The sequence below is a fragment of the Aliivibrio fischeri ATCC 7744 = JCM 18803 = DSM 507 genome, from assembly GCF_023983475.1.
GTDB classification, from domain to species: Bacteria; Pseudomonadota; Gammaproteobacteria; order Enterobacterales; family Vibrionaceae; genus Aliivibrio; species Aliivibrio fischeri.
Genome location: NZ_CP092713.1, coordinates 697,339 through 720,777, shown reverse-complemented (window position 1 = coordinate 720,777; position 23,439 = coordinate 697,339). Strand labels below are relative to the sequence as shown.

The window sequence follows — 23,439 nt, the reverse complement described above, 5'->3', positions numbered from 1 at the left end:
CCGTCACATATTACTTAACTTCTTACAACCTCATACGGCCATCGATAGCTGCTATACAAGAAAGGTCGACTTCCCTCCTTCTCCGTTTCTACAACTGAAAGTATAACTTTCGTACCTAATGGTAACTCTCGAATCGCTTTTGCACATTCAACTTTCATGTCTTTTGAAAATACATCGCTCGACGATGGTCTAACTCCATTTTTTCGACGAGTTGAATCATAAAAAACTTCACAAGTAATTTTTACGTACTCACTTGAATCTCTTCGTCCACCAGACCCCATAATCTTCTCCTTATTTCACCTTATAATAATTATAATTAAAACCTACAAACATGACTTTAATTCATCCATTGTGTTGGAGTAACTTAAACACGATACAATATTTTTATTTCGTTTTAACAATCGATTATAATCATCCACTAACTCATTATGCTTTGCTAATAAATCATTATATTCACTAGCAAGACCTCGATATTTATCAGCACAGCTATCTAAGTCTGATTTACATACAAAACCATCATAACCACAAGTATTTGAATCAAAACAAACTGAATTGTAATCGACGCATTTTGAGTATGAAGGACATATTTTATCATTTGAGTCGAGACAAGCAGGCTCTCCTGATGAACACGAAAATGTATTACCATAAGCAAATACTAAATTCGGTATCATCATTAATATAATTAGTATGATTTTCATCACCAACCTTTATTATGATCTACTTTTTAATGACCAAACATCGTTTCAAAATCAGGATGATTAATGATTTCTCTAATTAACTCTTGCACCGTAGGTAGGAAAGATTTCGGCATATCCTGACCGCAAGCAATCCCCCCAACGAAGCTAGCTTTATACTCTCTTTTATAATGAACAGTAAAGCTCTCGCCTTTAGTATTCGATATTGTAATATTAAATGTCCAATGAGCATCCGAAAGACCTGAACTAACATCCGTATCATTCAGGTGCCCTTTAATTATAATGTTCGATTCTTTTGAGTATGCACCTGCCATCTTCAATTCTTCGATTAATGCATCTTGGATGTATGCTTCAAAAGATCGACCATCCGTCATTTCTACATTATTTGCCAAACGGCACAGAACTTTATAATTTGTCTTAGTTGCAGTAAATTGCTCTACATTAAACTTATACCCAAATGTTTTTATTTTAGTTTGGTTATCAGCAGTTGCGTGGTATCTATCAACTGGAACAGCACATCCTGAAACAATAAATACAACAAAAAACGAAATAATAACTTTCATATTCAACATAATTAAAACCTCTAAACGCATTACTAATTGCAAGTAATCTACATTTACACATACAAACCATTATATTTAACATATAATGGTACCAACTATATAACTTGGTTATTATCCAATAATTAAATAGCCCGCGATTATCGTGTCAAAAAATAATTAATCAATATTAAAAACTGTTTTTTACGGACTTTATTAATGAATAATTTTTATGAATATGATTGAAATAACTCATAGTTAGATTCCGATTCAATCAATATAATAAAGAACTAGAAGATAAGAAAATTAATACCTTATTATTATCCAATTACTATGATGGCGACTTTTCAGTAGACATCGATACATTAAACGTTAAACTACAAGCTCAAAAAATCGCTAAAGTACTAGCACAAGTAAATGACGTTGTTGAACAAACCAGTTGAGCCTTTCCTTAATTCGACGATCTGACCCTATGTAGTTAATGCATGGTGAAGGTTGAGATCAATTCTTTGGTATATCAAATCGTTACCACTCAACGAACGAAAAGCATTAGATACAGTAAGAAGTCACTGGCTGGTGGAAAGGTTAGTTTTAGTTCAGGTAGGTTTAGGGGATACCGCGCGTTGATTATGAGCACCTTCGTCGTTTCTAAATGAACTTAACCACCAAAATGTAAACTACATTCGTTAATGAAGTAGCCCTACCTTATTAACGAATGAAAAATTGCTTACACACTGACAGCAACGTTCAGTAAATAGTTGGTTTTAACTTCAATAATCTAACTGCTAGAAATAATACAATTAACTTATTCAAAATTAAGCGTTTCCTAAACAATAATACTGGAATTAATCATGAAAACATTTTTAAAATATTTAGCAATATGTATTTTTTTGAAAATAATTTATGCTGTTGCTACTCCTCCATCTCCATCAACTGAAAAACTAGTAGATGATGCATTAGGCTATACCTCATTAGACGCTACTTTATGTGCTACAATCAACTCCGAGCAAAAACATAACACTAGACACTTCCCATATGCAATTGATAGCGTTGAATCGATTAAAAGTATTGGGGCAATATGGAACGGTTCACAATGCGTTATTATCACCAGCAGAGAAGTAGACCCGAACGCAGAAGTAATTCGCTCTAGTACTTCAGTAAGTGAGGTAATTACATGGTATCAGTCAGCAGAGTTCAAACAACAGATACTAAACAGGAAAACACCTAAACCAGATTCACTCTATCGCAGGGCAAAAAATATCAAGGTTGTAGAAGCAATACATATCAAGGGTACTACTATTAATTTACGTGTTACCACATTAGAGCAATAAACGGGAGTTTGAAGAACTGATCACCCTCTAACAATTAAGGCATCTTTTGTTTAGATGTCTTAATTAAAACGAGAGGTGTTATGTGTAACAATATGTACTAGCTCTAGTTTGCTTAGCTCACTCTGTTTAATTGGTTGCATTTAATAACTCTTAATAAACATTAGAGGAAAAGGCACTAATATCTAATGCCTTTCCTATTACTTACTATGTGTTAGATGTATTTTTTTATAAAAGCATTATCTCTTACAATGACTGTTAGTTTTGGGATGGATAAAAGCCAAATTGACATAGCTATATGATTGAATATAAAAGAAAGTGAACCACCTATTGCCGCCTGAAAAATCTCATAAACTAATGCAAAAAGTATAAAACCCACAATTGAAGCAGCAATAGCAGTCACAGCGCGACTAGTTGTCACAGGTTTGCTCTTATCTAAGTTTCGATAATACAGAACCGCCATGACAAGCCCACCAATAGATAAAACACCATTCACCCATTCACTTACAGGGAAGAAGCTAACAACCTGGCAAACTACTCCAATACCGAACCAAAAAACCAGAATTTTTAGACTGTAGTACATTGTAACCATTTTAATTTAATTCCTAGCAATTGTTTAACCAGAGCTGCGTTAATCTGTAGTCATTCTTCTACCAAGCCGTAACGCAGCCTAACTCTTGCTTATTATATACCACGTAAGCATTAGAATATATTAGTTAAATAGGAGCTGGTTACGTGAAGTTTAAGTGACTATTAACTTGTTTCTGTACAAAAATGAGTTAGTAAGGGCGTTGTTGATCAAATCAGGTAAAGAGCGTAGTTATCCTATAGAATGTACCTGTTAGTTTTTGATAGCCCTAGAACTTTGTTGATTGCTTTGATATTTGCCAACTCAGAGATAGAGCGAGAGACTTGCAACCTACGAAGCAGAATCAATTGCGATGTAGTGTAGTCAGGAGAACGCAAGGGGACATTCACCAATAGAAATATCGACAAGTTAAAAATCTCTATCACGTTTACCATGGTGGCTCCTGCATTGCCACGACTCAACAGCTGAGTTGTCAATCCAAAACGTCACTGAGTATCGTTTGCACAAGGCTTTATTATATTCACTCCTATTAATTATCTTCTTTCGACTTACCCATAATATCATCATATATCTACAGCATGGGAGCAAAACGCTGGGTTGAGGAAAGGTTCAACTGATTTAGTCAACAACATCTATTTAAAGTGATAAACTACTCGGTAGTTACCACTTAACTCAGCCTTATACATTGGCGAAGATTGAATAATGAATATTGAACAACTAATTACTGGCATTAAAGCCAAATTCGACAAATGTCGTCTCGTCTTTTGGCAAGATACCGATGGGGAGTTTACTGATGAACTCCTTTCACTTCAGTTAGACACGTCATATGGCCCTGCTACTATCATTGAGATAGATGCACTTTCGCACCTTGAAGTGAAACACCGTATTGAACTGCAAGAGCCAAATACGGCATTTTTACTTTATAGCCAACAAAAGCCAAACGAACCGATTCGTGATTGGTTGTATGACATTCGACTCTATGCTCAAGAGTTCTACGCTGACAATAGCTCAATGATATTGAACGATATTGGTATGAACATGGAGTTTCGTCCTGTTATTGCTAAATTTAAAGGCTTTTTTTCTAATAAGCAACGTGTTGCTCGTCTGAAGAAAATCTTACCTAAATCTGCTTCTGAGCGTGAATTAGAGTTAGCTCTTATCGCAGCAACGTTAAAGCTCGACACACCTACCTTTACGAATATTTTGCAAACTCTGTTCGCTCAATTGGCTAACGATTTTGATGCTGATTCACTTTTAGATGAATTAGATAAATACAATTTAACACAATCATTCTGGTCAATCGCTTATGATGAGTTAGGCTACATCATTGAATCAGCTCAAGAAGAAAATCGCCAGCCTACATTACAAGATCTTGCTGTTAAATTATTATTTACTGAGTGCCATCAATCTCTTGTTAATAGTGGATGCTCATCTACGGATGCCGTTTTAGAAAGCTTTAGTGCTCACTTACTGCCTATGCTTACCAACGAGCAAATTGAAGCGGGTTACAGTATTGATCGTATCGGAATGAACTCTGGTCGCCGTGCTCATGTCGTTAACTTTGTTGTTCAATTACGTGAAAGCCGTGTTTATCAAGACAGCTATAATCTAATTACAAAACGCATTGAACACGATTTTGAAATTCGAAATAAACTTTCTCTTATCTCGAAACCAGAAAAATTGATGTATGTGGAAACCTTTGAAGTTGCGGATAAACAGTTATCACTTTTACTTGCTAAAAATATCAACACTCTTGAGCAAGAAGAAGTAAATACCATCGCTTCACATCGTTTAACTACGCACTGGTGTCATGTTAAACCAATCTTTGTAGACACTAAATACGCCTGTGTTTATCAAGCGTTCAAAGCTGCCAAGCAATTCTATGCTTTAAAAGCAAAATACATTGATGGATTCGTATTTGAATCGGCAAGAGCACTGTATCGCGCTTATGAAAGTGAATTGTTTATGTTTGATTCTGCTTATCGCGTCTTCTGCGAAAACGCCAATCAAGTCGCACACCATGGTTCTGATATTTTAAAGAACACACAACTTGTGGCAAGCATCGAAGATCTCTATGTTAACTGGTATCTGCATGACCTTGCTATTGCTTGGGGTAATCACGTAGATAGTGAAAAACTATTAGATACGTGGAAATTTGATGGCATATTCAACCAATACAATTTCTATAACAATGAAGTTGAACGTATCTTCCAATCAAAACAAGTTAAGCGTGTTTTTGTAATCATCAGTGATGCCCTTCGCTATGAAGTTGCTCATGACATTCATGAACAAATCAATAAGGAACAACGCTTTAAATCTACCATCACTTCTCAACTTGGCGTTGTACCAAGTTATACCCAACTAGGAATGGCCTCTCTGCTTCCTCATCAAGAGCTGACTGCGCATATTGGTAAAGACGTTACTTATAAAGTTGATGGATTAAGCTCTCATGGCCTTGAAAAACGTAACACGGTTCTTGAGAAATACAGTGGTATCGCGGTGAAATCTTCTGATGTACTTAACTGGAGTAATGATGAAGGCCGTAAAGCCATTGCTGATGCACGCGTTGTGTATATTTACCACGACCAAATCGATGCCATTGGCGATAAAGCCGTAACAGAGAACCAAACGTTTGAAGCCTGCTCTGATGGTATTAAACAAATTAAATTATTGGTTGAACGCATCATTAATAAGTTAAATGGTAATCGTATCTTAGTTACGGCTGATCATGGTTTCTTATTTAAATCGAGCGACGTGGTTGAATCGGACAAAACCGCGCTTACCGTTAAGCCACATGGCACAGTAGAAGGGAAGAAACGTTACTTAATTGGGCAACAACTTCCAAAAGACAGTTTCTATTGGACTGGAGATATAGCGGTAACTGCGAACTTATCTTCTAATAGTGATCAAGCTGAATTTATGATCCCTCGTGGTTCTAACCGTTTCAATTTTGTTGGCGGTGCTAAATTCATCCACGGTGGCATTATGCCGCAAGAAATTTGTGTTCCTGTTTTGCGCATTGAGCATTTAAAAACAGCAAAGCAAAAAACAACGGCAAAACAAAAAGTGGGCGTGGTTCCTTTAAGCAACCCTCTCCGCTTAGTGACACTCACTGAAAAAATTGAATTCTTACAAACCAATGCTGTTGGTGATGAATTTAAAGAGCGTAATCTAACGATTTGGATTGAAGATCCTGATGGCGCGGTTGTCTCTAATAAGGCTCAAGTGTTGTTTGATTCTGAATCCAATAATTCTGATGACAGAAAACGTAGTGCTATTCTCTCTTTAAACGGTACTGGTTTTGATCGCACAACAACATACAAACTTGTTATGTTAGATACAGAACAAGGTGATCGCTTTAATAGTTACTCTGTAACCATTGATTTGGCGATTCAAGATGACTTTGACGACCTTTTTTAATGGATAATAATGAATGATTAACGATAATATTGCTCAAGAAATTAAAGAAGCAAAAGACATTGACCTTGATGATCTAATGACTTCCGAATTTAAAGGTCGCGTTGTTCGTAAAGACTTAACTAAGCAACTAAAAGAAGGCGCTAACGTGCCTGTATACGTGCTTGAGTATCTACTTGGTATGTATTGCTCTGCAACGGATAATGACCTTATCGAAGCAGGTATGGTGCGTGTTAAGAAGATACTAACAGATAACTACGTTCGTCCTGATGAAGCTGAGAAAGTGAAATCAATGATCCGTGAACGTGGTACACATAAAGTCATTGATAAAATCTCGGTAAAACTGAATCAGAAAAAAGATGTTTATGAAGCCAGCTTATCGAATCTCGGCATTAAAGATGCCGTTATTCCTGCAAGCATCATTAAAGATAATGAGAAGTTATTAACGGGCGGTATCTGGTGTATTGTTACACTAAGCTATTTCTTTGAAGAGGGACAAAAAACATCCCCTTTCTCTGTTCTTAGTTTAAAAGCAATACAAATGCCGTCTATGAATATGGATGAGGTGTTTAATGCTCGCCGTAATTTCTCAATGGATCAATGGCTAGATTTATTACTACGCTCGATTGGTATGGAGCCTGCAAATTTAGAACAACGTGCTAAATGGCATATTTTGGCTCGTATGATCCCATTTGTTGAGAATAATTATAACGTATGTGAGCTTGGCCCTCGTGGTACGGGTAAATCTCACGTCTACAAAGAGTGTTCACCAAACTCTCTGCTTGTATCTGGTGGTCAAACAACGGTGGCTAACCTGTTCTACAATATGTCTTCACGCCAAGTTGGTTTGGTTGGCATGTGGGATGTTGTTGCCTTTGATGAAGTTGCTGGTATTCGATTTAAAGATAAGGATGGCGTGCAGATCATGAAAGACTACATGGCTTCAGGCTCATTTAGTCGTGGTCGTGATTCGATTGAAGCAAAAGCCTCTATGGTATTTGTGGGTAACATTGACCAAAGTGTAGAGACTCTCGTTAAAACCAGTCACCTACTCGCTCCTTTCCCTCAAGAAATGATTGATGCCGCTTTCTTTGACCGTTTTCATGCTTATATCCCTGGTTGGGAAATTCCAAAAATGCGCCCTGAATTTTTCACAAATCGCTTTGGCCTAATTACGGATTACCTTGCAGAATACATGCGTGAAATGCGCAAACATGCGTTTGCAGATGCGATTGATAAGTTCTTCAAGCTAGGGAATAACTTAAACCAACGTGATGTTATTGGGGTTCGTAGAACAACGTCTGGCTTATTAAAGTTACTTGTCCCTCATGGTGAGTACACCAAGGAAGACGTGCGTGTTTGTTTAACTTACGCCTTGGAAGTGCGTCGTCGAGTAAAAGAGCAACTTAAGAAAATAGGTGGTATGGAGTTTTTCGATGTGAATTTCTCTTACATTGATAATGATTCACTTGAAGAGTTTTTTGTGAATGTTCCTGAGCAAGGTGGTTCACAAATCATTGCTCCAGGGACACCAAATCCAGGGGTAATTCACTTTGTTAGTCCAGGGAAAGCAGGAAAGCTTGGTGTATTCCGTATTGAAACCCAAAAAACAGCGGGGAATGGCAAGCTCTCGACTTCGGGATTAGGCTCTGATACTGAAGCAAAAGAGCAAGTAAAAGTTGGCTTTGAATATTTTAAAGGAAACCTTTCACGAATTGCTGCCAACAATCAATTCTCTGATCATGAGTTCCATCTGCATTTTGTTGATTTACAAATGTCAGGAAACTCTCATAGCTCTAGCCTTGCTGCATTAATTGCTAGCTGCTCTACTCTGCTTGCTAAACCAATGCAAGAGTCTATGGTTGTTTTAGGTTCGATTACTTTGGGTGGCGTTATCAACCCTGTTCAAGACCTTGCAGGCTCTATGCAGGTCGCTCTTGAAGCTGGAGCGACGAAGATTTTAATCCCAATGGCATCAGCAATGGATATTCCGACTGTTCCTGCGGAGACATTCACAAAGTTCCAAGTGAGTTTCTACAGTGACCCTGTTGATGCGGTTTATAAAGCGCTTGGGGTTCATTAAGTGGAAACTCCTCACTTCTTCACCAAACTAAAATTTTAATCACTGGTTTTACGACGGTTTTTAATCTTTATATACCATAAACAAACCTACAAAAAAAGCGAGCCATCATAGCTCGCTTTTTATTATTCTATATTTTAGAAGAAATTACAGCAGTTCAACAGACTGTTGAGCGATAACAAATTCTTCATTAGTTGGGATAACCATAGCAACCGCATTCAGCATTTCTGATTTAGCAATAATGCCATCAGCGCCAAAACGAGCACCTTCGTTACCTGCAACATCTTCAACAAAACCAAGAATCTTAAGGTTGCTTAAGATCTCACGACGGATTGGTAATGAGTTCTCACCGATACCACCAGTGAAGATGATGCCATCTAAAGAATCTAATGCAGCTAGGTAAGAAGCCACGTACTTAGCAACACGGTATGTAAACACTTGGAATGCTAGTGTCGCACCTTCGTGTCCCTCTTCCATCGCCTCAAGGATACCACGAGCATCACTTGTTAGACCGGACACACCTAGGAAGCCAGACTCTTTGTTTAGAGAGTTAAACACTTGCTCTTGTGACCAACCTTTCTTAAGTAGGTATTCAATGATACCTGGGTCTAAGTCACCACAACGTGTACCCATCATTAGACCTGAAAGCGGAGTGAAGCCCATTGATGTGTCTACACTGTTACCGTCTTTAATTGCACAAACTGATGCGCCATTACCTAGGTGAACAGAAATAAAGTTCGACTCTTCAATCGGTTTATTGATCATTTTTGCAGCTTCACGACTTACAAAGTAGTGACTTGTACCGTGGAAACCGTAACGACGAACCCCAAAATCAGTATATAACTCTTTAGCAATAGCACCAGTGTATGCACGCTTAGGCATAGTTTGGTGGAACGCTGTGTCAAATACCGCAAATTGAGGGAGAGAAGGGAAGGCTTCAACAGCAGCACGAATGCCAATAGCGCCAGCTGGGTTATGAAGAGGAGCTAAGTCAGATAGACTTTCAATTTCTTTTGTTACTTCTTCATTAATACGAACTGTCTTAGTAAATTTTTCACCGCCGTGAACGATACGGTGACCGATAGCAACGATACCATCAGTAAAACCTAACTCTTCTGTTAGACCTACTAATTTACCAATAGCTATCTTATGGTGGTTTTCATTACCTTCAATGGCAATTTCTGTTTTCTGTCCTTGATACTTCCAGCTCATACGAGCATCTTCAAGGCCGAAACACTCACCTAACCCGCTTAATACTGCATCACCAGAAACAGAATCGATTACAGCAAACTTAAGTGAAGAGCTGCCTGAATTGATAACTAATACGTATTCGTTGTTCATCATTATTCTCTTTTATAGATATGTAGGTTGCACATAGAGTCGTGCCTTTTGTTGCTACAACCCATTATTCAACTATTTTTTAATGATTCAACTTTTGTTTTAGCACCTATCTACATTTTTGTCATAAACATGTCTTAGATCAATTTTTGAGAAATTATTTTTTAACTATGTAAACGTTTTCTTTAAATAAATTTTACAAACATTCTGTTAACTAGATCGTAGTTGAATTATTCAATATGGGATATTTATTGATTTGTAACTAACATCACTTAGGATGATGTAACGACTGTAATTAACTAAAAATAATAATGAAAATATTAATTTGTGATGATTCAAAAATCGCTCGAAAATCATTAGCTCGTCATATAAAAAGCACCAGTGAAGTTAATGTTTTCTATGCTGAAAATGGTAAAGAAGGGTCACAGATTTTATCTGAGCATAACATTGATGTTCTCTTTCTTGACCTTACCATGCCTATCATGGATGGTTTTGAAGTATTGGCTTCTTTGCCAGTAAATTCTTATCAAACTCATATCATCGTTGTCTCTGCTGATATACAAGAAAAAGCCAGACAACGATGCTATGAGCTTGGTGCAAAAGAGTTTATTGAAAAACCATTTAGCAATGACGTTATTCAACAAGTATTTAAAAAATATCAAATACCGTTACTCAACATTGTTGCAGATTCTCAATCAAAGAGAGTGAAAAACAGTTCATCCATTGACATTATCTCAAGTATTAAAGAGATCAGTAACATCGCACTTGGTGCCAGCGCTGCTCTTATTTCTGAACAATTTGATCGCTTCATTGATATGCCCCTACCCAATGTCGCTACATTGCATCACTCTGAGTTAAAAATGGTTCTTCAAGATATTATTAATAACTCTGAGTACCGAGCCATATCTCAACGTTTTGTTGGATATGGGATCAACGGAGAGGCACTTGTTTGTTTACATGGTGATAATTTAAAAGAATTGCTTAGCGTTAATGAAAGCGGTAAAAATACAACGACCAATGAAGCGATTCTGGATATCGCAAACCTGCTTGTCTCTGCCTTTCTCTTATCTTTTAGCAAACAATTAGACATCGCCATTTCATTGCGCCAACCCATCGTTTTAAATAGTGACCAATTAAAAGCAGCACTCAAAGATAATCACCAATTCTTAGGTGAATATGATAAAGATATTTTTACTATTGAGTTTGTTTATTCTGCAGAAAGTATGGATTTAAAATGTGATGTTATCTTCTTAATGGATAACGATTCTTTGTCTGCCATTAAATCAATTTTAGAGAGTGTTTTATAATGAATTCTGATATGAGTGATTTTCATTGGGCCATGCAGATCATTGGTGATTTAGATGCAGGCTTAATTGTGGTAGATAAAAATTTTAAGGTGTGTGCTTGGAACAACTTTATGCAATCTTATAGCGGCATTACCGCTGAGAAAATTCTTAACCATAATCTATTTGAAGTAGTTCCTGATTTACCAAAACCTTGGCTAGTTAAAAAAGTCATGACCTCCTTTAGTTTAAATACTCGTGGTTTCTCCTGTTGGGAAGATAGGCCTTATCTATTTAAATTTAAGAACTTTACGCCTATTTCGAATGGGTTAACCGAGATGCGTCAAAACATTACGTTTTCTCCTCTAACAGACGTAAATGGTAACGTTTCGCACATCAGTTTGATCATCCATGACGTTACCGAAATTGCAAAAAACACATTGCACCTAGAAAATTCCAACCACCAGCTTTCTACACTAAGTAAAATCGATGGCTTAACACAGCTTTATAATCGTGCTTATTGGGAATCATGCTTAAAAAAAGAATTTAATGAAGCAAGAGCGGCGGAAAGAGTGTCATCCATTGTGATGTTTGATATTGACCACTTTAAGAAGGTCAATGATAACTTTGGGCATACTGTAGGTGATGATGTGATTCGTGATGCAGCAGAACTATTAAGAAAAACCTCGCGTAACACGGATATTTGTGGACGGTATGGTGGTGAGGAATTTACCGTTATTCTGCCATATACAAACGCTGAGCAAGCTTTCTATTTCACCGAGCGTTTACGTAAACGCATTGAAAACAGCACAATTTCAACTGAAAGTGAAGAGATTCATTACCGAGTAAGTTTAGGTATTTGTGAGCTATCAAACGAACATCCTGATCACTTATCATGGCTAGAAGCGGCTGATAAAGCACTTTACTATTCAAAAGAAAATGGACGAAATCAATCTAACGTGTTTTGCACCACCTTAATGCCATAAATCACTTCTATCCATTTTATCTAGACAGAAAAAAACCGAAGTGATAATACTTCGGTTCTGATTACAACAAGTAAAGTCGCTTCCTGCAACACTTACCCAGCTATGCGTAATGCCAATATTGCGCTGAACACTTTACCGATCGGCGACCAAACCATCATAAAGCTCTTCACGCAGTGGACCCTGCCCAAAAATGTACGGGTCCGTATAATTATCGTTATCCTTTTACACCACCGGCTGTCAAACCACCTACGAGGAACTTCTGAGCTAGTAAGAAAACCAATGTAATAGGTAATGCTGATAATACTGCAGCGGCCGCAAAATCACCCCATAAGTAGTTCTGAGGGTATAAATATTGTTGCATACCAACTGCTAATGTGTATGAGTTTACATCAGAAAGTAGTAAAGATGCTACAGGAACCTCAGTAATTACCCCAATAAATGACAAAATAAATACAACAGCCAAAATTGGAACAGATAATGGCAGTAAAACAAGACGGAAAGCTTGCCAAGGCGTAGCACCATCTAATGCGGCTGCTTCTTCTAACGAACCATCTATCGTTTCAAAGTACCCCTTGATCGTCCTGCGATCCCACCAAGATAGGCGAAGATCAAGCCACCATGCGTATTTAAGCCTAAGAATGGTATGTACTGACCTAACTTATCAAATAAGGCGTACAGAGCAACCAAAGCCAATACCGCTGGGAACATTTGGAAAATCATCATACCTTTTAGTAGTGTTTCTTTACCTTTAAAACGCAGACGGGCAAAGGCATAAGCACTGGTTGTTGATAAAGCGACAATTAATACAGAACTGATAGCTGCAATTTTAACTGAGTTCCATAACCAAGTTAACACAGGGAATGGAGGCTGAGTGGTTGAGCCATCAGCATGCTCAACGGCAATACCTAGTGCAAGTTTCCAGTGCTCTAACGATGGACTTTCCGGAATAATACTGCCTGTTGCAAAGTTACCTTCACGGAATGAAATCGTAATAACCATCAATAATGGGAAAATGATCATTGCTAAGAAAATCCACATTGCAATGTGTGTTGCCCAAACGCGATATTTTAAGTTTTTTCCTTGAACCATTGGCATATCAATGAATCCTTATTTTTTGAAGTTAAGCAGCTAAATATCACTTTGGATAAATAGCTACTCAAACATTAATTATTTGATAATTTTGTAAAACGTAGGTTCAGTAGTGCCAAACCACCTACTAGTAAGAAGATCAACGTCGCTATTGCACTTGCCAGACCAAAGTCTTGACCACCACTACCTTCAAACGCTATTCGGTAGGTATAACTTACTAATAAGTCCGTATAACCCGCAGGCTCTGTTGTACCTATCATGTTTGGACCACCTTTAGTTAATAAGGCAATCATTACAAAGTTATTAAAGTTAAAAGCAAATGCCGCAATTAATAATGGTGTTAATGGTTTCACCATCATAGGAACCGTGATCTTCAAGAAGTTTTGAAGCGGTCCAGCACCATCAATGGCTGATGCTTCATACAAATCTTCAGGTATAGACTTCAATAGCCCCATACATAAGATCATCATGTATGGAAAACCTAACCAAGTATTTACAATCAATACCATCACTTTTGCGGTGAACGGATCAGAGAACCAATTTGGTTGAATACCAAACATGCTGTCTAATAGCATATTGATCTCACCAAAACTTTGGTTAAACAAGCCTCGGAAAATCAAGATAGAGATGAACGCTGGTACCGCATAAGGGAGTATCAACAATAAACGATAAACGGCACGTCCTTTTAACTCTTCCCATTGTACAACTGCGGCAAGCACTAGGCCGATCGCAAGCGTAAATACAACAGTACAAGTTGCAAAAATTACTGTCCAAATAAAGATACTAATGAAAGGCTCTTTGATGCCATCATCTTTCCAAATACGCTCAAAGTTTGCGCCCCCCACATTAACGATAAAGCCAGGTGAAATTGGGTCTCCAACAAAGACATCGTTATCATCGACTTCTTGATAAAAACCCGTATCGTGATTTGCTTTAAAATACGTTTCTGTTTTATTGTTATAGAGCGTTTCGCCATCTTCTTGCATAACAAACAATGGCCCAACCGCTGCAAACTTACGTAACCCACTCATTTGGATCTCTTCACCTGATGGCAAAGAAAGCGTGATAAGGTTTAAATTTGGACGCTTAGCAATAATCTGCTTAATTGTTGCTTTTTTGCCTTTAACAGAATCCACAGGAGCTAATTCCAATTTACGCTCAACGGCCTCTGCTAAATTAAAGGTTTCTGTTGCAAATAATTGTCCAGAGTCTTTAATCGTTAACGCATAACCATTCCCTTGATTCATTAACTGAAAACTATAACTTTTTCCGCTTTGGTATGTTTTCGTTAAATGCACAGCTTGTGCTCGTTCAAGGGTGACTTGGTTCGTTGCGCTGTAGTTTGTAAATGCTAAACCAACCGTATAAACCAATGGGAAAATAATGAATAAAATCATCCCTGCGATACCCGGATAGGTATAACGGTGAGCGTAATTCTTTTTACTACCAAACACGTAAACTGCGAGTGCCGTTAATACGAGTGTTAACATTGCAAATGCAGTTTCACCACGAGAATACATAAGAACACAAACGTAACCATTCAGTGCTGCTACGGCAGATAAAATCCCCCATTTCAGTACAGATTTATAATTCGTTTGAGAAGCAACTGCTGTTGTCATAAGCTTCAAGACCTTTTAAAAATACCAACCTAGTAAGCCCACTTAGATAAAATAGGCTTACTTATGTGGATATTAAAGAAGAGATGATTCGTTATTATTAGGAGAGAAGCGAACTCCACTCCTAATTGTATGACTAATAAGGTGTTATTTAGTCATGCGTTTTTCAGCAGCAGCCAGTGCATCAGTCACCATTTGACGACCGTCAACAACGTTACCTAATGCTTCTTCCATGCTGTACCAGAAAGTAGTGAATTGAGGAATGTTTGGCATGATTTCACCATTCATTGCGTTATTCATCGTCGCAGCAATACGAGAATCGGTATCAAGTTGCTTTTGGAATGAATTTAAAGCTACAGCACCTAGAGGTTTATCGTCATTTAAACTTTTCAGACCTTCATCCGTTAGCAAGTAACTTTCAAAAAACTCAACGGCTAAATCTTTGTTTGGAGATACTGCACTGATACCACCAACCCATACACCAACGAATGGTTTAGATGCCTGACCATGGAATTTAGGCAGTGTCGTTACGCCATAATCAATGCCCGCTTTTTCGATGTTTGCCCAGCCCCAAGGACCGTTGATCATCATACCCACATTGCCTTTAACAAATTCAGACTCTGCAACTGAATAATCCATATCTGCCGAAATGGTTTTGTCTTTCACCATGGTTTCGATGAACGTCATTGCATCTTGAACGCCTTTTTGGTTTACACCAGCGTTTTTAATGTCGTAACCTTCAGCGGTTTTCTTAAAGGCATATCCACCATCAGCAGCTAATAAAGGCCAAGTAAAATAAGCGCCGCCACGAAGTGGCCACATGATCGCTTTTTGGCCATTCTTCATCATTTCCTTATCTAAAGCTGGAATTTCTTCCCAGTTTTTAGGTGGATTTTTGATAAGAGCTTTATTGTAAATAAGAGATACAGATTCAATCGCTACTGGATAGGCAATTGTTTTACCTTTGTATTCTACTGCATCCCATGCAAAATCAACGATTTCAGACTTCAACTCTTCTGAAGGTTTAATCTCCGCTAATAGACCCGCTTCAGCAAAGCCACCAAAACGGTCGTGTGCGTAAAAAATCATGTCAGGACCATCGCCTGCTGCTGCTACTTGTGCAAATTTTTCTTCTGCTTTGTCTGGGAACGATACAGTTACTTTAATTCCTGTATCTTCTTCAAAACGTTTACCTACTTCAGCCATACCTTCGTAAGCTTTATCACCCGTTACCCAAATCGTTAATTGACCTTCTTCAATTGCAGCAGAAGCGTTAATAGAACCAAGAGCTGCCATTGTGCATAGTGCGACAGTACTGAGGACTTTTTTCATTGTGAATCCTTCCTTTTATAATTAATGAATCATCGGTAGGGTTGAAGTTAAAGTAGATGATGATTCAATTCTCAAGGTGTATTTTCATCAATTCATCACTCTTATTCATCCTCCTACTCTCTACGCCTTTTTAGTAGCCAACCAAAAGCGTGATCTCCATCGTGATATGTGTAGTGTAAGTTCACAAAACCAAGTTGAAATGAGATCGCGTTCACATTGAAATTTAAAAAAACTTTGAACTCCATCTAATTAGTTTAAAAACGTGATCCAAGTACTCCTCCCCCCTACTCCCCCAGAAAAAAAACAGAGGAGGAGGATGACTCAACCCATGTTTTGCTTAAGAATGTAGTCATAAAGCCAATTCCATTGGTAACGAATTTTTAAAATTGAATAATGAGGATGGACACAATGACGAGTGTCACTTTACGCAACGTTTGCAAATCCTACGGCGACGTTAAGATCTCGAAAAATGTAGACTTAGATATCAACTCTGGTGAGTTTGTTGTATTTGTTGGCCCATCTGGCTGTGGTAAATCTACATTATTACGCTGTATTGCAGGCTTAGAAGACATTACCTCAGGCGATCTATACATGGGTGATAAACGCATGAATGATGTTGAACCGTCTAAACGAGGTGTCGGCATGGTCTTCCAATCTTATGCACTATACCCTCACCTTAACCTATTCGATAACATGTCTTTTGGCCTTAAATTGGCAAAAGCAGACAAAAATGAAATCAAAAAACGTGTTGATCATGCAGCCGATATTCTGCAACTAGGTCACTTATTAGAACGCCAACCAAAAGCGTTATCAGGTGGTCAGCGTCAACGTGTTGCCATTGGACGTACTTTAGTTTCTCAACCTGATGTGTTCCTTTTAGATGAGCCTTTATCCAACCTTGATGCAGCACTACGTGTTCAAATGCGTATTGAAATTGCAAAACTGCATAAAAAGCTAGGCTGCACCATGATCTACGTAACCCATGATCAGGTTGAAGCAATGACAATGGCAGAAAAAATTGTCGTACTCGATGGTGGTTACGTATCACAAGTAGGCGCACCTCTTGAGTTATATCATTACCCTAAAAACCGCTTTGTTGCTGGCTTTATTGGGTCTCCAAAAATGAACTTTATTAGCGTCTTTATTGAAGAAGTTGAGAAAAGTCAAGTTAAAGTTCAATTTAAAAATGGGGCTTCATTCTGGATCCCCGTTGATGGTTCAAACGTAAAACGTGGCGAACGCATGTCTTTAGGTATTCGTCCTGAGCATTTAGTCCCTGCTGAAAATGGCGATGCTGTCATCGATGGAGATATTTTAGTCGTTGAAAAATTGGGATATGAAACACAAATCTACTTAACAATAGAAGATGGTGATGCGGATATGATATACCGTGTTCCTGACACTGCTCTAGTAAAAGCAGGAGAACAATTCTCCGTTGGTATACCAGCTCATCGTTGCCATTTATTCCATAACGATGGAAAAGCATGCCAAAGACTCTATAAAGAAGCTGGCGTATAACAAAAACAAAGAATAAAAAGAGCCCAACAATGTATTGGGCTTTTGTTGTTTTATGCCAATACTATACTTAATAAACTAATAGTAAATTGGTGTTAGTATGAGAGGAATATTGTGAACACACATCAAGCTTTTCCCTTCCCTTTAGGGGCAACATTAACTAATACTGGATGCAATTTTGCTGTTCATCATGATTCAGCATTCCCTTTATCTCTTATTATATTCAAAGAAGATGGTAGCTATACCGAGCACTCCTTTACAGAAGAATACGGCACAATAAAATACACACACCTTACAGGGATAAAAGAAGGTGCCGTGTATGGTTTTAAAATCATTAAGAACGAAGAAGATCTTTTACTGCTTGATCCTTACGCTAAGGCTTTAAAAAACATTCCCAACTACCAAGTTCCATATACAGCAAAACAAAGTTGGTCCCTAGCGCAAGCTATCGTTGTTAACGACGATTTTGATTGGCAGAACACTACTATGCCAATGATCTCTCGTGCAGAAACCATTTTACTCGAAACCCATGTAAAGGGTTTTACATTTTTAAACCCAAATATTGATGCAAATGTTCGTGGTACTTATTTAGGTTTGGCTGATCCCGCAACGATTGCTCATATAAAAGAGCAAGGGATTACGAGTGTTCAACTTCTCCCTATTGCTGCTTGTATGCATGAGCCACACCTACTTGAAATGGGTATGGTGAATTACTGGGGTTATAACTCCCTCTCTTTCATGGCTCCAGACCCTCGATATGCGATTAATGATGCGGTTACTGAATTAAAGACGACCATTAGAGAACTACATAAAAACAACATAGAAGTCATTTTAGATGTGGTCTATAACCATACGGCTGAAGGTGGTAACGGAGGCTGTACTTTTAATTTAAAAGGCTTAGATCAAGATTATTATTTACATCACAATGGTAATTACACCAACTATACAGGTTGCGGTAATACCCTAGATATCACGCACCAGCCTAGCCTCAATTTAATAATGGACACATTAAGATATTGGGTTGAACATTATCATATTGATGGTTTCAGATTTGATCTGGCCGCAACCCTAGGCCGTGAATACGATCAATTTAATCCCCATAACGCCTTTTTTAAAGCTGTCGCTCAAGACCCTATTTTAAAAAATACAAAGCTGATTGCTGAACCTTGGGATATAGGTCCTAATGGTTATCAAGTGGGAGAATTTCCAGATGGTTGGAATGAGTGTAGCGATAAATACAGAGACACAACAAAAAGCTTTTGGTGTGGCGAACAAAACTACTTAAAATCCATGGCAACACGTTTAATGGGCTCTCGTGATCTTGTTAGTGCCTCTCGTTGGCCTCACAAATTACCCGTTAACTACGTAAGTTACCATGATGGGTTTACCCTTCAAGATTTAGTGAGCTACAAAAATCGTCATAATCATGCTAACGGTGAAAATAATCGTGATGGCCATGGCGATAATCGCTCCGATAACTACGGTGTAGAAGGACCAACAGAAAACCCTAGAATCATTGCGTTACGTGAAAAACAGAAGCGCAATATGATGACTACTCTATTATTTAGTTTTGGAATACCACATCTTCTAGCTGCAGATGCATGCTCGCATACACAACAAGGTAATAATAATGCTTATTGCCAAGACGGTGAAATTAGCTGGGTTAATTGGAATTTAGATCCAACTGCGCAAGAATTTAAGATCTGGCTTTCTGATATGATTCATGCAAGACAGAAACATATTGTTCCAATCATTAATGCTTTTAGCGGTTCAAAAAGAAGCCATCAAAAAGTCGAGTGGTATACACCTGATGGACGAACCATGACACATAGCGATTGGCATGGAGCAAAATCACTGTGCTTACATTTGAATATTTACGATGGTGAAAAAGAGTTGTTAATTATGATTAATCAATCAAACATACCGACTCGATTTGTTCTCCCTAAACTGACTAAACAAGCGAACTGGTCTTTAGTCTGTGATACTCAATATTCCAAAGTAAAACCAAAACCGATTGTTTTTGATTACAGCTTATCTCCTCTTTCTATCGCTGTATTCTGCAGTAAATGAAACAAATAAAATAAGCATCAAACAAGGTACATAATAAAAAAGGAGGCTAAAAATAGCCTCCTTTTTGGTAACTAAGCTGAAATTAATCGTCTTGCTTAACCTCAGATTTTACACGTCCTTTGTGATATGTCCTATACGCTAAAACCGTCAACGTAATTATTAATTTGGATGTTATCCAGATCATATACGAACAATCTACCTTTATTCAAAATGGTGTGTAAAAGAGAAAGTCTCTTGTTCTTAGTAGCCCCAATGTCATGGAACAGTCAAAATTATATCAAAATACACCATTATTGTCACACCGTTACACATAAAGGTAACAATGCGTACATTTTTCTATAAAGGTATCGCTTTTACTGCTAGATAATTTCAGCCAAACGATCTTGCACCACACCCACAATCAAATCTGGTTGAAACTTTGAAATAAAGCGGTTACAACCGACCTTTTGCACCATTGCATCATTGAAGCTGCCACTTAATGATGTGTTCAATGTGATGAATAAATCATTCATACGGTGATCATTTCGCACTTCATGAGTTAATCGGTAACCATCCATCTCTGGCATTTCGGCATCAGTGATCATCAATAATATTTCATCATTAACGTTTTTGCCTTCATCACACCAACTTTTCAATAGATCTAAAGCTTGGCGACCATCACTTCTTTCGATCACTTCAAGTCCTAATTGTTGTAATGTATTTCGAACTTGAGCTCTAGCAGTACTTGAATCATCAACAATAAGTACTTTTCTGCCATGCATGTGAGCAGCTAAGCGTTCATCTAACACACCTTCTGAAATAGTAATGTCATAATCAATAATGTCCGCCAATACTTTTTCGACATCGATAATCTCAACAATACGTGTTGTATTTGGTTCAACTTCAACTTGAGTAAGCGCAGTTAAAAAATTATTGCGACCTACGGTTTTTGGTGGTGGTTGAATGTCTGCCCACGTTGTATTGATAATGTTCTGTACTTGTCCAACTAAGAAGCCTTGAGTGGTACGGTTATATTCGGTAATAATTAAGTTGGTTTCTTCTTCACTCCCCATCGGTCTCATACCAATGGCGCCACGCAGATCGATAACAGGCACTGACTCACCACGTAAACTTGCTACGCCTGATATATGATGATGTGAACCCGGTAATTTGGTTAATGCAGGAACCTTTAAAATCTCTTTTACTTTAAAAACGTTAATTGCAAAAATCTGAGTGGTATTAAGTTTAAAAAGTAACAATTCCAATCTATTTTCACCCACTAACTGGGTACGTTGATCAACGCTATTTAACATTCCACTCATAGATATAGCTCACTTAATAATATAGTGCCGTCAAAATAAACGGCGATGATTTTTATAACACTTTAATATATAGGTTATCGGCAGATTTGAGATGTCTTTAACAAGTTAGTGCAAAAAAATAGACAATAATGTTACTATTCTTCGCATAAGCACCAGATAAGGTGTGTGTTGTACTAAATTAAAGGAATTTTTATGTCGCAAGCCCAGCCATTACTCGTTCGTATGATGAATACAAACATCGTTATACAAATTTTAATAGGTATTATCGCAGGTGTGGCTCTCGCTACGTTAGCGCCAGACCTAGCTATCTCTGCAGGACTTTTTGGTGAACTATTTGTTAGTGCATTAAAAGCCGTTGCTCCAATACTTGTATTCATTCTTGTTGCTGCTTCTATCGCTAACCAAAAGCGTGGACAGAACTCAAATATGAAACCAGTTATCGTATTATATCTTGTTGGTACGTTCTGCGCTTCATTAACTGCTGTTGTAATGAGTTTTCTTTTTCCTACCACATTAACTCTTGTTATCGACGCAGCAACCAATACCGCTCCAGAAGGTATTGTTGAAGTCATTAATACCCTATTATTTAAAATCATTGATAACCCAATCAATGCACTAATGACGGGTAACTTTATTGGTATTCTTGGTTGGGCTGTTGCCCTAGGCTTAGGTTTACACTCTGCATCTGATGCGACAAAAAAAATCTTTGTTGATTTATCAAACTGTATCTCTGCAATCGTAACGGTTGTTATCCGCTTTGCACCAATTGGTATCTTTGGCCTTGTATCTCACACGTTTGCTGAAACCGGTTTTGCTGTACTTGCTGGTTACTCTCACCTATTAGCAGTATTACTTGGTTCAATGGCGTTCATCGCTTTAATCGTAAACCCATTGATCGTTTATATCCGTACTCGTCGTAATCCTTACCCATTAGTATTTTTATGCCTACGTGAAAGTGGTGTAACGGCATTCTTCACACGAAGCTCTGCGGCAAACATCCCAGTTAACATGGCATTATGTGAGCGTCTTAACCTACATAAAGATACTTACTCTGTATCTATCCCACTAGGTGCAACCATCAACATGGCAGGTGCTGCTATCACAATCACAGTACTAACGCTTGCTGCAGTAAATACTGCAGGTGTGGAGGTTGACTTAGCAACAGCATTATTACTAAGCCTTGTAGCTGCAGTATCGGCATGTGGTGCATCAGGTGTTGCTGGTGGCTCACTACTACTAATCCCATTGGCTTGTAGCTTATTTGGTATTTCAAACGACATTGCGATGCAGGTTGTTGCTATCGGCTTTATCATTGGTGTTGTACAAGATTCAGCAGAAACGGCTCTAAACAGTTCAACAGATGTACTGTTCACCACAGCGGCGTGTCGTAAAGCAGATAATCCATACAAGCCACTAGTTCAACCAACAAACTAATCACTGGTTTATAAAAACGCATAAAAAAATGGCCGCTCGTTTGAGCGGCCATTTTTATATTAAAATACCAACCTAAATCTCTTTGTGTTGATACAAATAAATGGAATATGACATGGCTAATAAAGCACATAGTGTCGCAGGTATTGCTAACGTATTAATTTCTAAAATTGGATAAAAATACCCACCAATGGTGCCACCAAAAATAAAACCAAATGCAATATAAAGATATAGAGCCAGTCGACGATGGTGAATAGGCTCTCCCTTAAGCTTCATTCCAAGCATGATACCTAAATCGGTTAATACACCAGTTACATGTGTCGTTCGAACAACCGCACCACTATACGTCGTAACCAAACCATTCTGTAAACCACACGCAGCAGAAGCGAAATAGTGCCCCCACTGACTGCCTTCATTAAGAACAATCATTGCAGCAAACAACAATCCACTTTCAATAATTAAAGCAAAATTATAACGACGACCAAGCTTTAAAGCTGAACAACCGACAATCAAACTGCTTAATGAAGACCCAAGAATAAAGCTAATAATGATAAATAATAAGTGCCAAGTCGTATCATTAAACCCAAGTAGTTGAGTGCCTAATAATGTCGCAGTCCCTGATAAGTGTGAGATAGATTGATGTTGGAAACCAAGTAAACCAACAGAATTTGTAATGCCTGCTAATAAAGCGAGAAAGAAGGTGCCGTATTCGACCCATTTAGGAAGTTTTGAAATCACGATACATTACCTAGCCAGTAAAGAGCGTTATTCTATACCTTAGAATCAAAATGTGCATGATCTACCGCAAAATAAAAAGGAAGACATTACGC

General features: G+C 37.9%; 17 protein-coding genes and 2 pseudogenes. 8 read left to right on the top strand and 11 right to left on the bottom strand.

Features of this window, described 5'->3' with window-relative positions; translation table 11 throughout:
• Nucleotides 1–14: 14 nt before the first annotated feature.
• From AVFI_RS16735 to AVFI_RS16725, 3 genes are read right to left on the bottom strand one after another with little or no spacing between them, the layout of a single operon-like run.
• Nucleotides 15–281 (bottom strand): hypothetical protein, encoded by a 267-nt coding sequence (locus AVFI_RS16735; protein WP_188863628.1) that lies wholly within the window; start codon nucleotides 279–281, stop codon nucleotides 15–17.
• 42 nt (nucleotides 282–323) lie between these two features.
• Entirely contained in the window at nucleotides 324–698 is a 375-nt protein-coding gene (locus AVFI_RS16730) for a hypothetical protein (RefSeq protein WP_215727937.1), read from the bottom strand.
• A 26-nt stretch (nucleotides 699–724) separates the two neighbouring features.
• The gene (locus tag AVFI_RS16725; RefSeq protein ID WP_188863629.1) at nucleotides 725–1,267 is read right to left on the bottom strand and encodes a hypothetical protein; all 543 of its coding nucleotides are present in this window, start codon (nucleotides 1,265–1,267) and stop codon (nucleotides 725–727) included.
• Between the two features lie 818 nt (nucleotides 1,268–2,085).
• Between AVFI_RS16725 and AVFI_RS16720 the strand changes: the two genes are divergently transcribed.
• Entirely contained in the window at nucleotides 2,086–2,565 is a 480-nt protein-coding gene (locus tag AVFI_RS16720) for a hypothetical protein (RefSeq protein WP_188863630.1), read from the top strand.
• Between the two features lie 211 nt (nucleotides 2,566–2,776).
• Here the strand turns inward: AVFI_RS16720 and AVFI_RS16715 are convergent, their stop codons facing one another.
• Together AVFI_RS16715 and AVFI_RS16710 are read right to left on the bottom strand one after the other, a co-directional pair.
• Entirely contained in the window at nucleotides 2,777–3,154 is a 378-nt protein-coding gene (locus AVFI_RS16715) for a hypothetical protein (RefSeq protein WP_188863631.1), read from the bottom strand.
• A gap of 408 nt (nucleotides 3,155–3,562) precedes the next feature.
• A pseudogene (locus tag AVFI_RS16710) lies at nucleotides 3,563–3,715 on the bottom strand (IS5/IS1182 family transposase); the annotation flags it as partial.
• A 138-nt stretch (nucleotides 3,716–3,853) separates the two neighbouring features.
• On the opposite strand from AVFI_RS16710, the gene pglZ reads away from it, so the two are divergent.
• Together pglZ and brxL are read left to right on the top strand one after the other, a co-directional pair.
• Nucleotides 3,854–6,571 (top strand): BREX-1 system phosphatase PglZ type A, encoded by a 2,718-nt coding sequence (gene pglZ, locus AVFI_RS16705; RefSeq protein WP_054775710.1) that lies wholly within the window; start codon nucleotides 3,854–3,856, stop codon nucleotides 6,569–6,571.
• A 40-nt stretch (nucleotides 6,572–6,611) separates the two neighbouring features.
• The gene (gene brxL / locus AVFI_RS16700; RefSeq protein ID WP_199414899.1) at nucleotides 6,612–8,651 is read left to right on the top strand and encodes a protease Lon-related BREX system protein BrxL; all 2,040 of its coding nucleotides are present in this window, start codon (nucleotides 6,612–6,614) and stop codon (nucleotides 8,649–8,651) included.
• Nucleotides 8,652–8,795: 144 nt separating this feature from the next.
• Here the strand turns inward: brxL and AVFI_RS16695 are convergent, their stop codons facing one another.
• Nucleotides 8,796–9,989 carry an acetate/propionate family kinase gene (locus tag AVFI_RS16695; protein ID WP_012534931.1) on the bottom strand — a complete coding sequence of 398 codons (1,194 nt, stop codon included), beginning with the start codon at nucleotides 9,987–9,989 and terminating at the stop codon, nucleotides 8,796–8,798.
• A gap of 308 nt (nucleotides 9,990–10,297) precedes the next feature.
• Here AVFI_RS16695 and AVFI_RS16690 point away from each other — a divergent pair, with 308 nt between their 5' ends.
• Together AVFI_RS16690 and AVFI_RS16685 are read left to right on the top strand one after the other, a co-directional pair.
• Nucleotides 10,298–11,293 (top strand): response regulator, encoded by a 996-nt coding sequence (locus tag AVFI_RS16690; RefSeq protein WP_054775709.1) that lies wholly within the window; start codon nucleotides 10,298–10,300, stop codon nucleotides 11,291–11,293.
• A complete protein-coding gene (locus AVFI_RS16685; RefSeq protein ID WP_017018808.1) occupies nucleotides 11,293–12,255 on the top strand; it encodes a sensor domain-containing diguanylate cyclase in 963 nt (320 codons plus the stop codon). The genes AVFI_RS16690 and AVFI_RS16685 overlap by 1 nt, the downstream gene beginning before the upstream one ends.
• Before the next feature lie 214 nt (nucleotides 12,256–12,469).
• Here AVFI_RS16685 and malG read toward each other — a convergent pair.
• The 3 genes and pseudogenes from malG to malE form a co-directional block, all read right to left on the bottom strand.
• Nucleotides 12,470–13,350 (bottom strand): annotated as a pseudogene (gene malG / locus AVFI_RS16680) (maltose ABC transporter permease MalG).
• Between the two features lie 68 nt (nucleotides 13,351–13,418).
• On the bottom strand, nucleotides 13,419–14,963 hold the full coding sequence (malF, locus tag AVFI_RS16675; protein ID WP_005423193.1) for a maltose ABC transporter permease MalF: 1,545 nt from the start codon (nucleotides 14,961–14,963) through the stop codon (nucleotides 13,419–13,421).
• Between the two features lie 144 nt (nucleotides 14,964–15,107).
• Nucleotides 15,108–16,292: a maltose/maltodextrin ABC transporter substrate-binding protein MalE gene (gene malE, locus AVFI_RS16670; protein ID WP_005423196.1), complete on the bottom strand. Its 1,185-nt coding sequence runs from the start codon at nucleotides 16,290–16,292 to the stop codon at nucleotides 15,108–15,110.
• A gap of 408 nt (nucleotides 16,293–16,700) precedes the next feature.
• Between malE and malK the strand changes: the two genes are divergently transcribed.
• Together malK and glgX are read left to right on the top strand one after the other, a co-directional pair.
• Nucleotides 16,701–17,810, top strand: coding sequence for a maltose/maltodextrin ABC transporter ATP-binding protein MalK (gene malK / locus AVFI_RS16665; RefSeq protein WP_017018810.1), 1,110 nt, complete (start codon nucleotides 16,701–16,703; stop codon nucleotides 17,808–17,810).
• A 111-nt stretch (nucleotides 17,811–17,921) separates the two neighbouring features.
• A complete protein-coding gene (glgX, locus tag AVFI_RS16660; protein WP_188863632.1) occupies nucleotides 17,922–19,877 on the top strand; it encodes a glycogen debranching protein GlgX in 1,956 nt (651 codons plus the stop codon).
• 359 nt (nucleotides 19,878–20,236) lie between these two features.
• Here the strand turns inward: glgX and AVFI_RS16655 are convergent, their stop codons facing one another.
• A complete protein-coding gene (locus AVFI_RS16655; protein ID WP_005423206.1) occupies nucleotides 20,237–21,178 on the bottom strand; it encodes a chemotaxis protein CheV in 942 nt (313 codons plus the stop codon).
• 192 nt (nucleotides 21,179–21,370) lie between these two features.
• Between AVFI_RS16655 and sstT the strand changes: the two genes are divergently transcribed.
• Nucleotides 21,371–22,612: a serine/threonine transporter SstT gene (sstT, locus tag AVFI_RS16650; protein ID WP_005423208.1), complete on the top strand. Its 1,242-nt coding sequence runs from the start codon at nucleotides 21,371–21,373 to the stop codon at nucleotides 22,610–22,612.
• 72 nt (nucleotides 22,613–22,684) lie between these two features.
• Here the strand turns inward: sstT and AVFI_RS16645 are convergent, their stop codons facing one another.
• Entirely contained in the window at nucleotides 22,685–23,347 is a 663-nt protein-coding gene (locus tag AVFI_RS16645; protein ID WP_005423213.1) for a YoaK family protein, read from the bottom strand.
• Between the last annotated feature and the right edge of the window lie 92 nt (nucleotides 23,348–23,439).

What these genes read in the sequence shown, in the direction of transcription:
- malK (WP_017018810.1), top strand. Translation starts at nt 16,701, where the DNA reads ATGACGAGTGTCACTTTACGCAACGTTTGCAAATCCTACGGCGACGTT.
- AVFI_RS16735 (WP_188863628.1), bottom strand. Translation starts at nt 281, where the DNA reads ATGGGGTCTGGTGGACGAAGAGATTCAAGTGAGTACGTAAAAATTACT.
- AVFI_RS16730 (WP_215727937.1), bottom strand. Translation starts at nt 698, where the DNA reads ATGAAAATCATACTAATTATATTAATGATGATACCGAATTTAGTATTT.
- sstT (WP_005423208.1), top strand. Translation starts at nt 21,371, where the DNA reads ATGTCGCAAGCCCAGCCATTACTCGTTCGTATGATGAATACAAACATC.
- AVFI_RS16690 (WP_054775709.1), top strand. Translation starts at nt 10,298, where the DNA reads ATGAAAATATTAATTTGTGATGATTCAAAAATCGCTCGAAAATCATTA.
- AVFI_RS16685 (WP_017018808.1), top strand. Translation starts at nt 11,293, where the DNA reads ATGAATTCTGATATGAGTGATTTTCATTGGGCCATGCAGATCATTGGT.
- AVFI_RS16655 (WP_005423206.1), bottom strand. Translation starts at nt 21,178, where the DNA reads ATGAGTGGAATGTTAAATAGCGTTGATCAACGTACCCAGTTAGTGGGT.
- malF (WP_005423193.1), bottom strand. Translation starts at nt 14,963, where the DNA reads ATGACAACAGCAGTTGCTTCTCAAACGAATTATAAATCTGTACTGAAA.
- AVFI_RS16695 (WP_012534931.1), bottom strand. Translation starts at nt 9,989, where the DNA reads ATGAACAACGAATACGTATTAGTTATCAATTCAGGCAGCTCTTCACTT.
- AVFI_RS16720 (WP_188863630.1), top strand. Translation starts at nt 2,086, where the DNA reads ATGAAAACATTTTTAAAATATTTAGCAATATGTATTTTTTTGAAAATA.
- malE (WP_005423196.1), bottom strand. Translation starts at nt 16,292, where the DNA reads ATGAAAAAAGTCCTCAGTACTGTCGCACTATGCACAATGGCAGCTCTT.
- AVFI_RS16725 (WP_188863629.1), bottom strand. Translation starts at nt 1,267, where the DNA reads ATGTTGAATATGAAAGTTATTATTTCGTTTTTTGTTGTATTTATTGTT.
- pglZ (WP_054775710.1), top strand. Translation starts at nt 3,854, where the DNA reads ATGAATATTGAACAACTAATTACTGGCATTAAAGCCAAATTCGACAAA.
- AVFI_RS16715 (WP_188863631.1), bottom strand. Translation starts at nt 3,154, where the DNA reads ATGGTTACAATGTACTACAGTCTAAAAATTCTGGTTTTTTGGTTCGGT.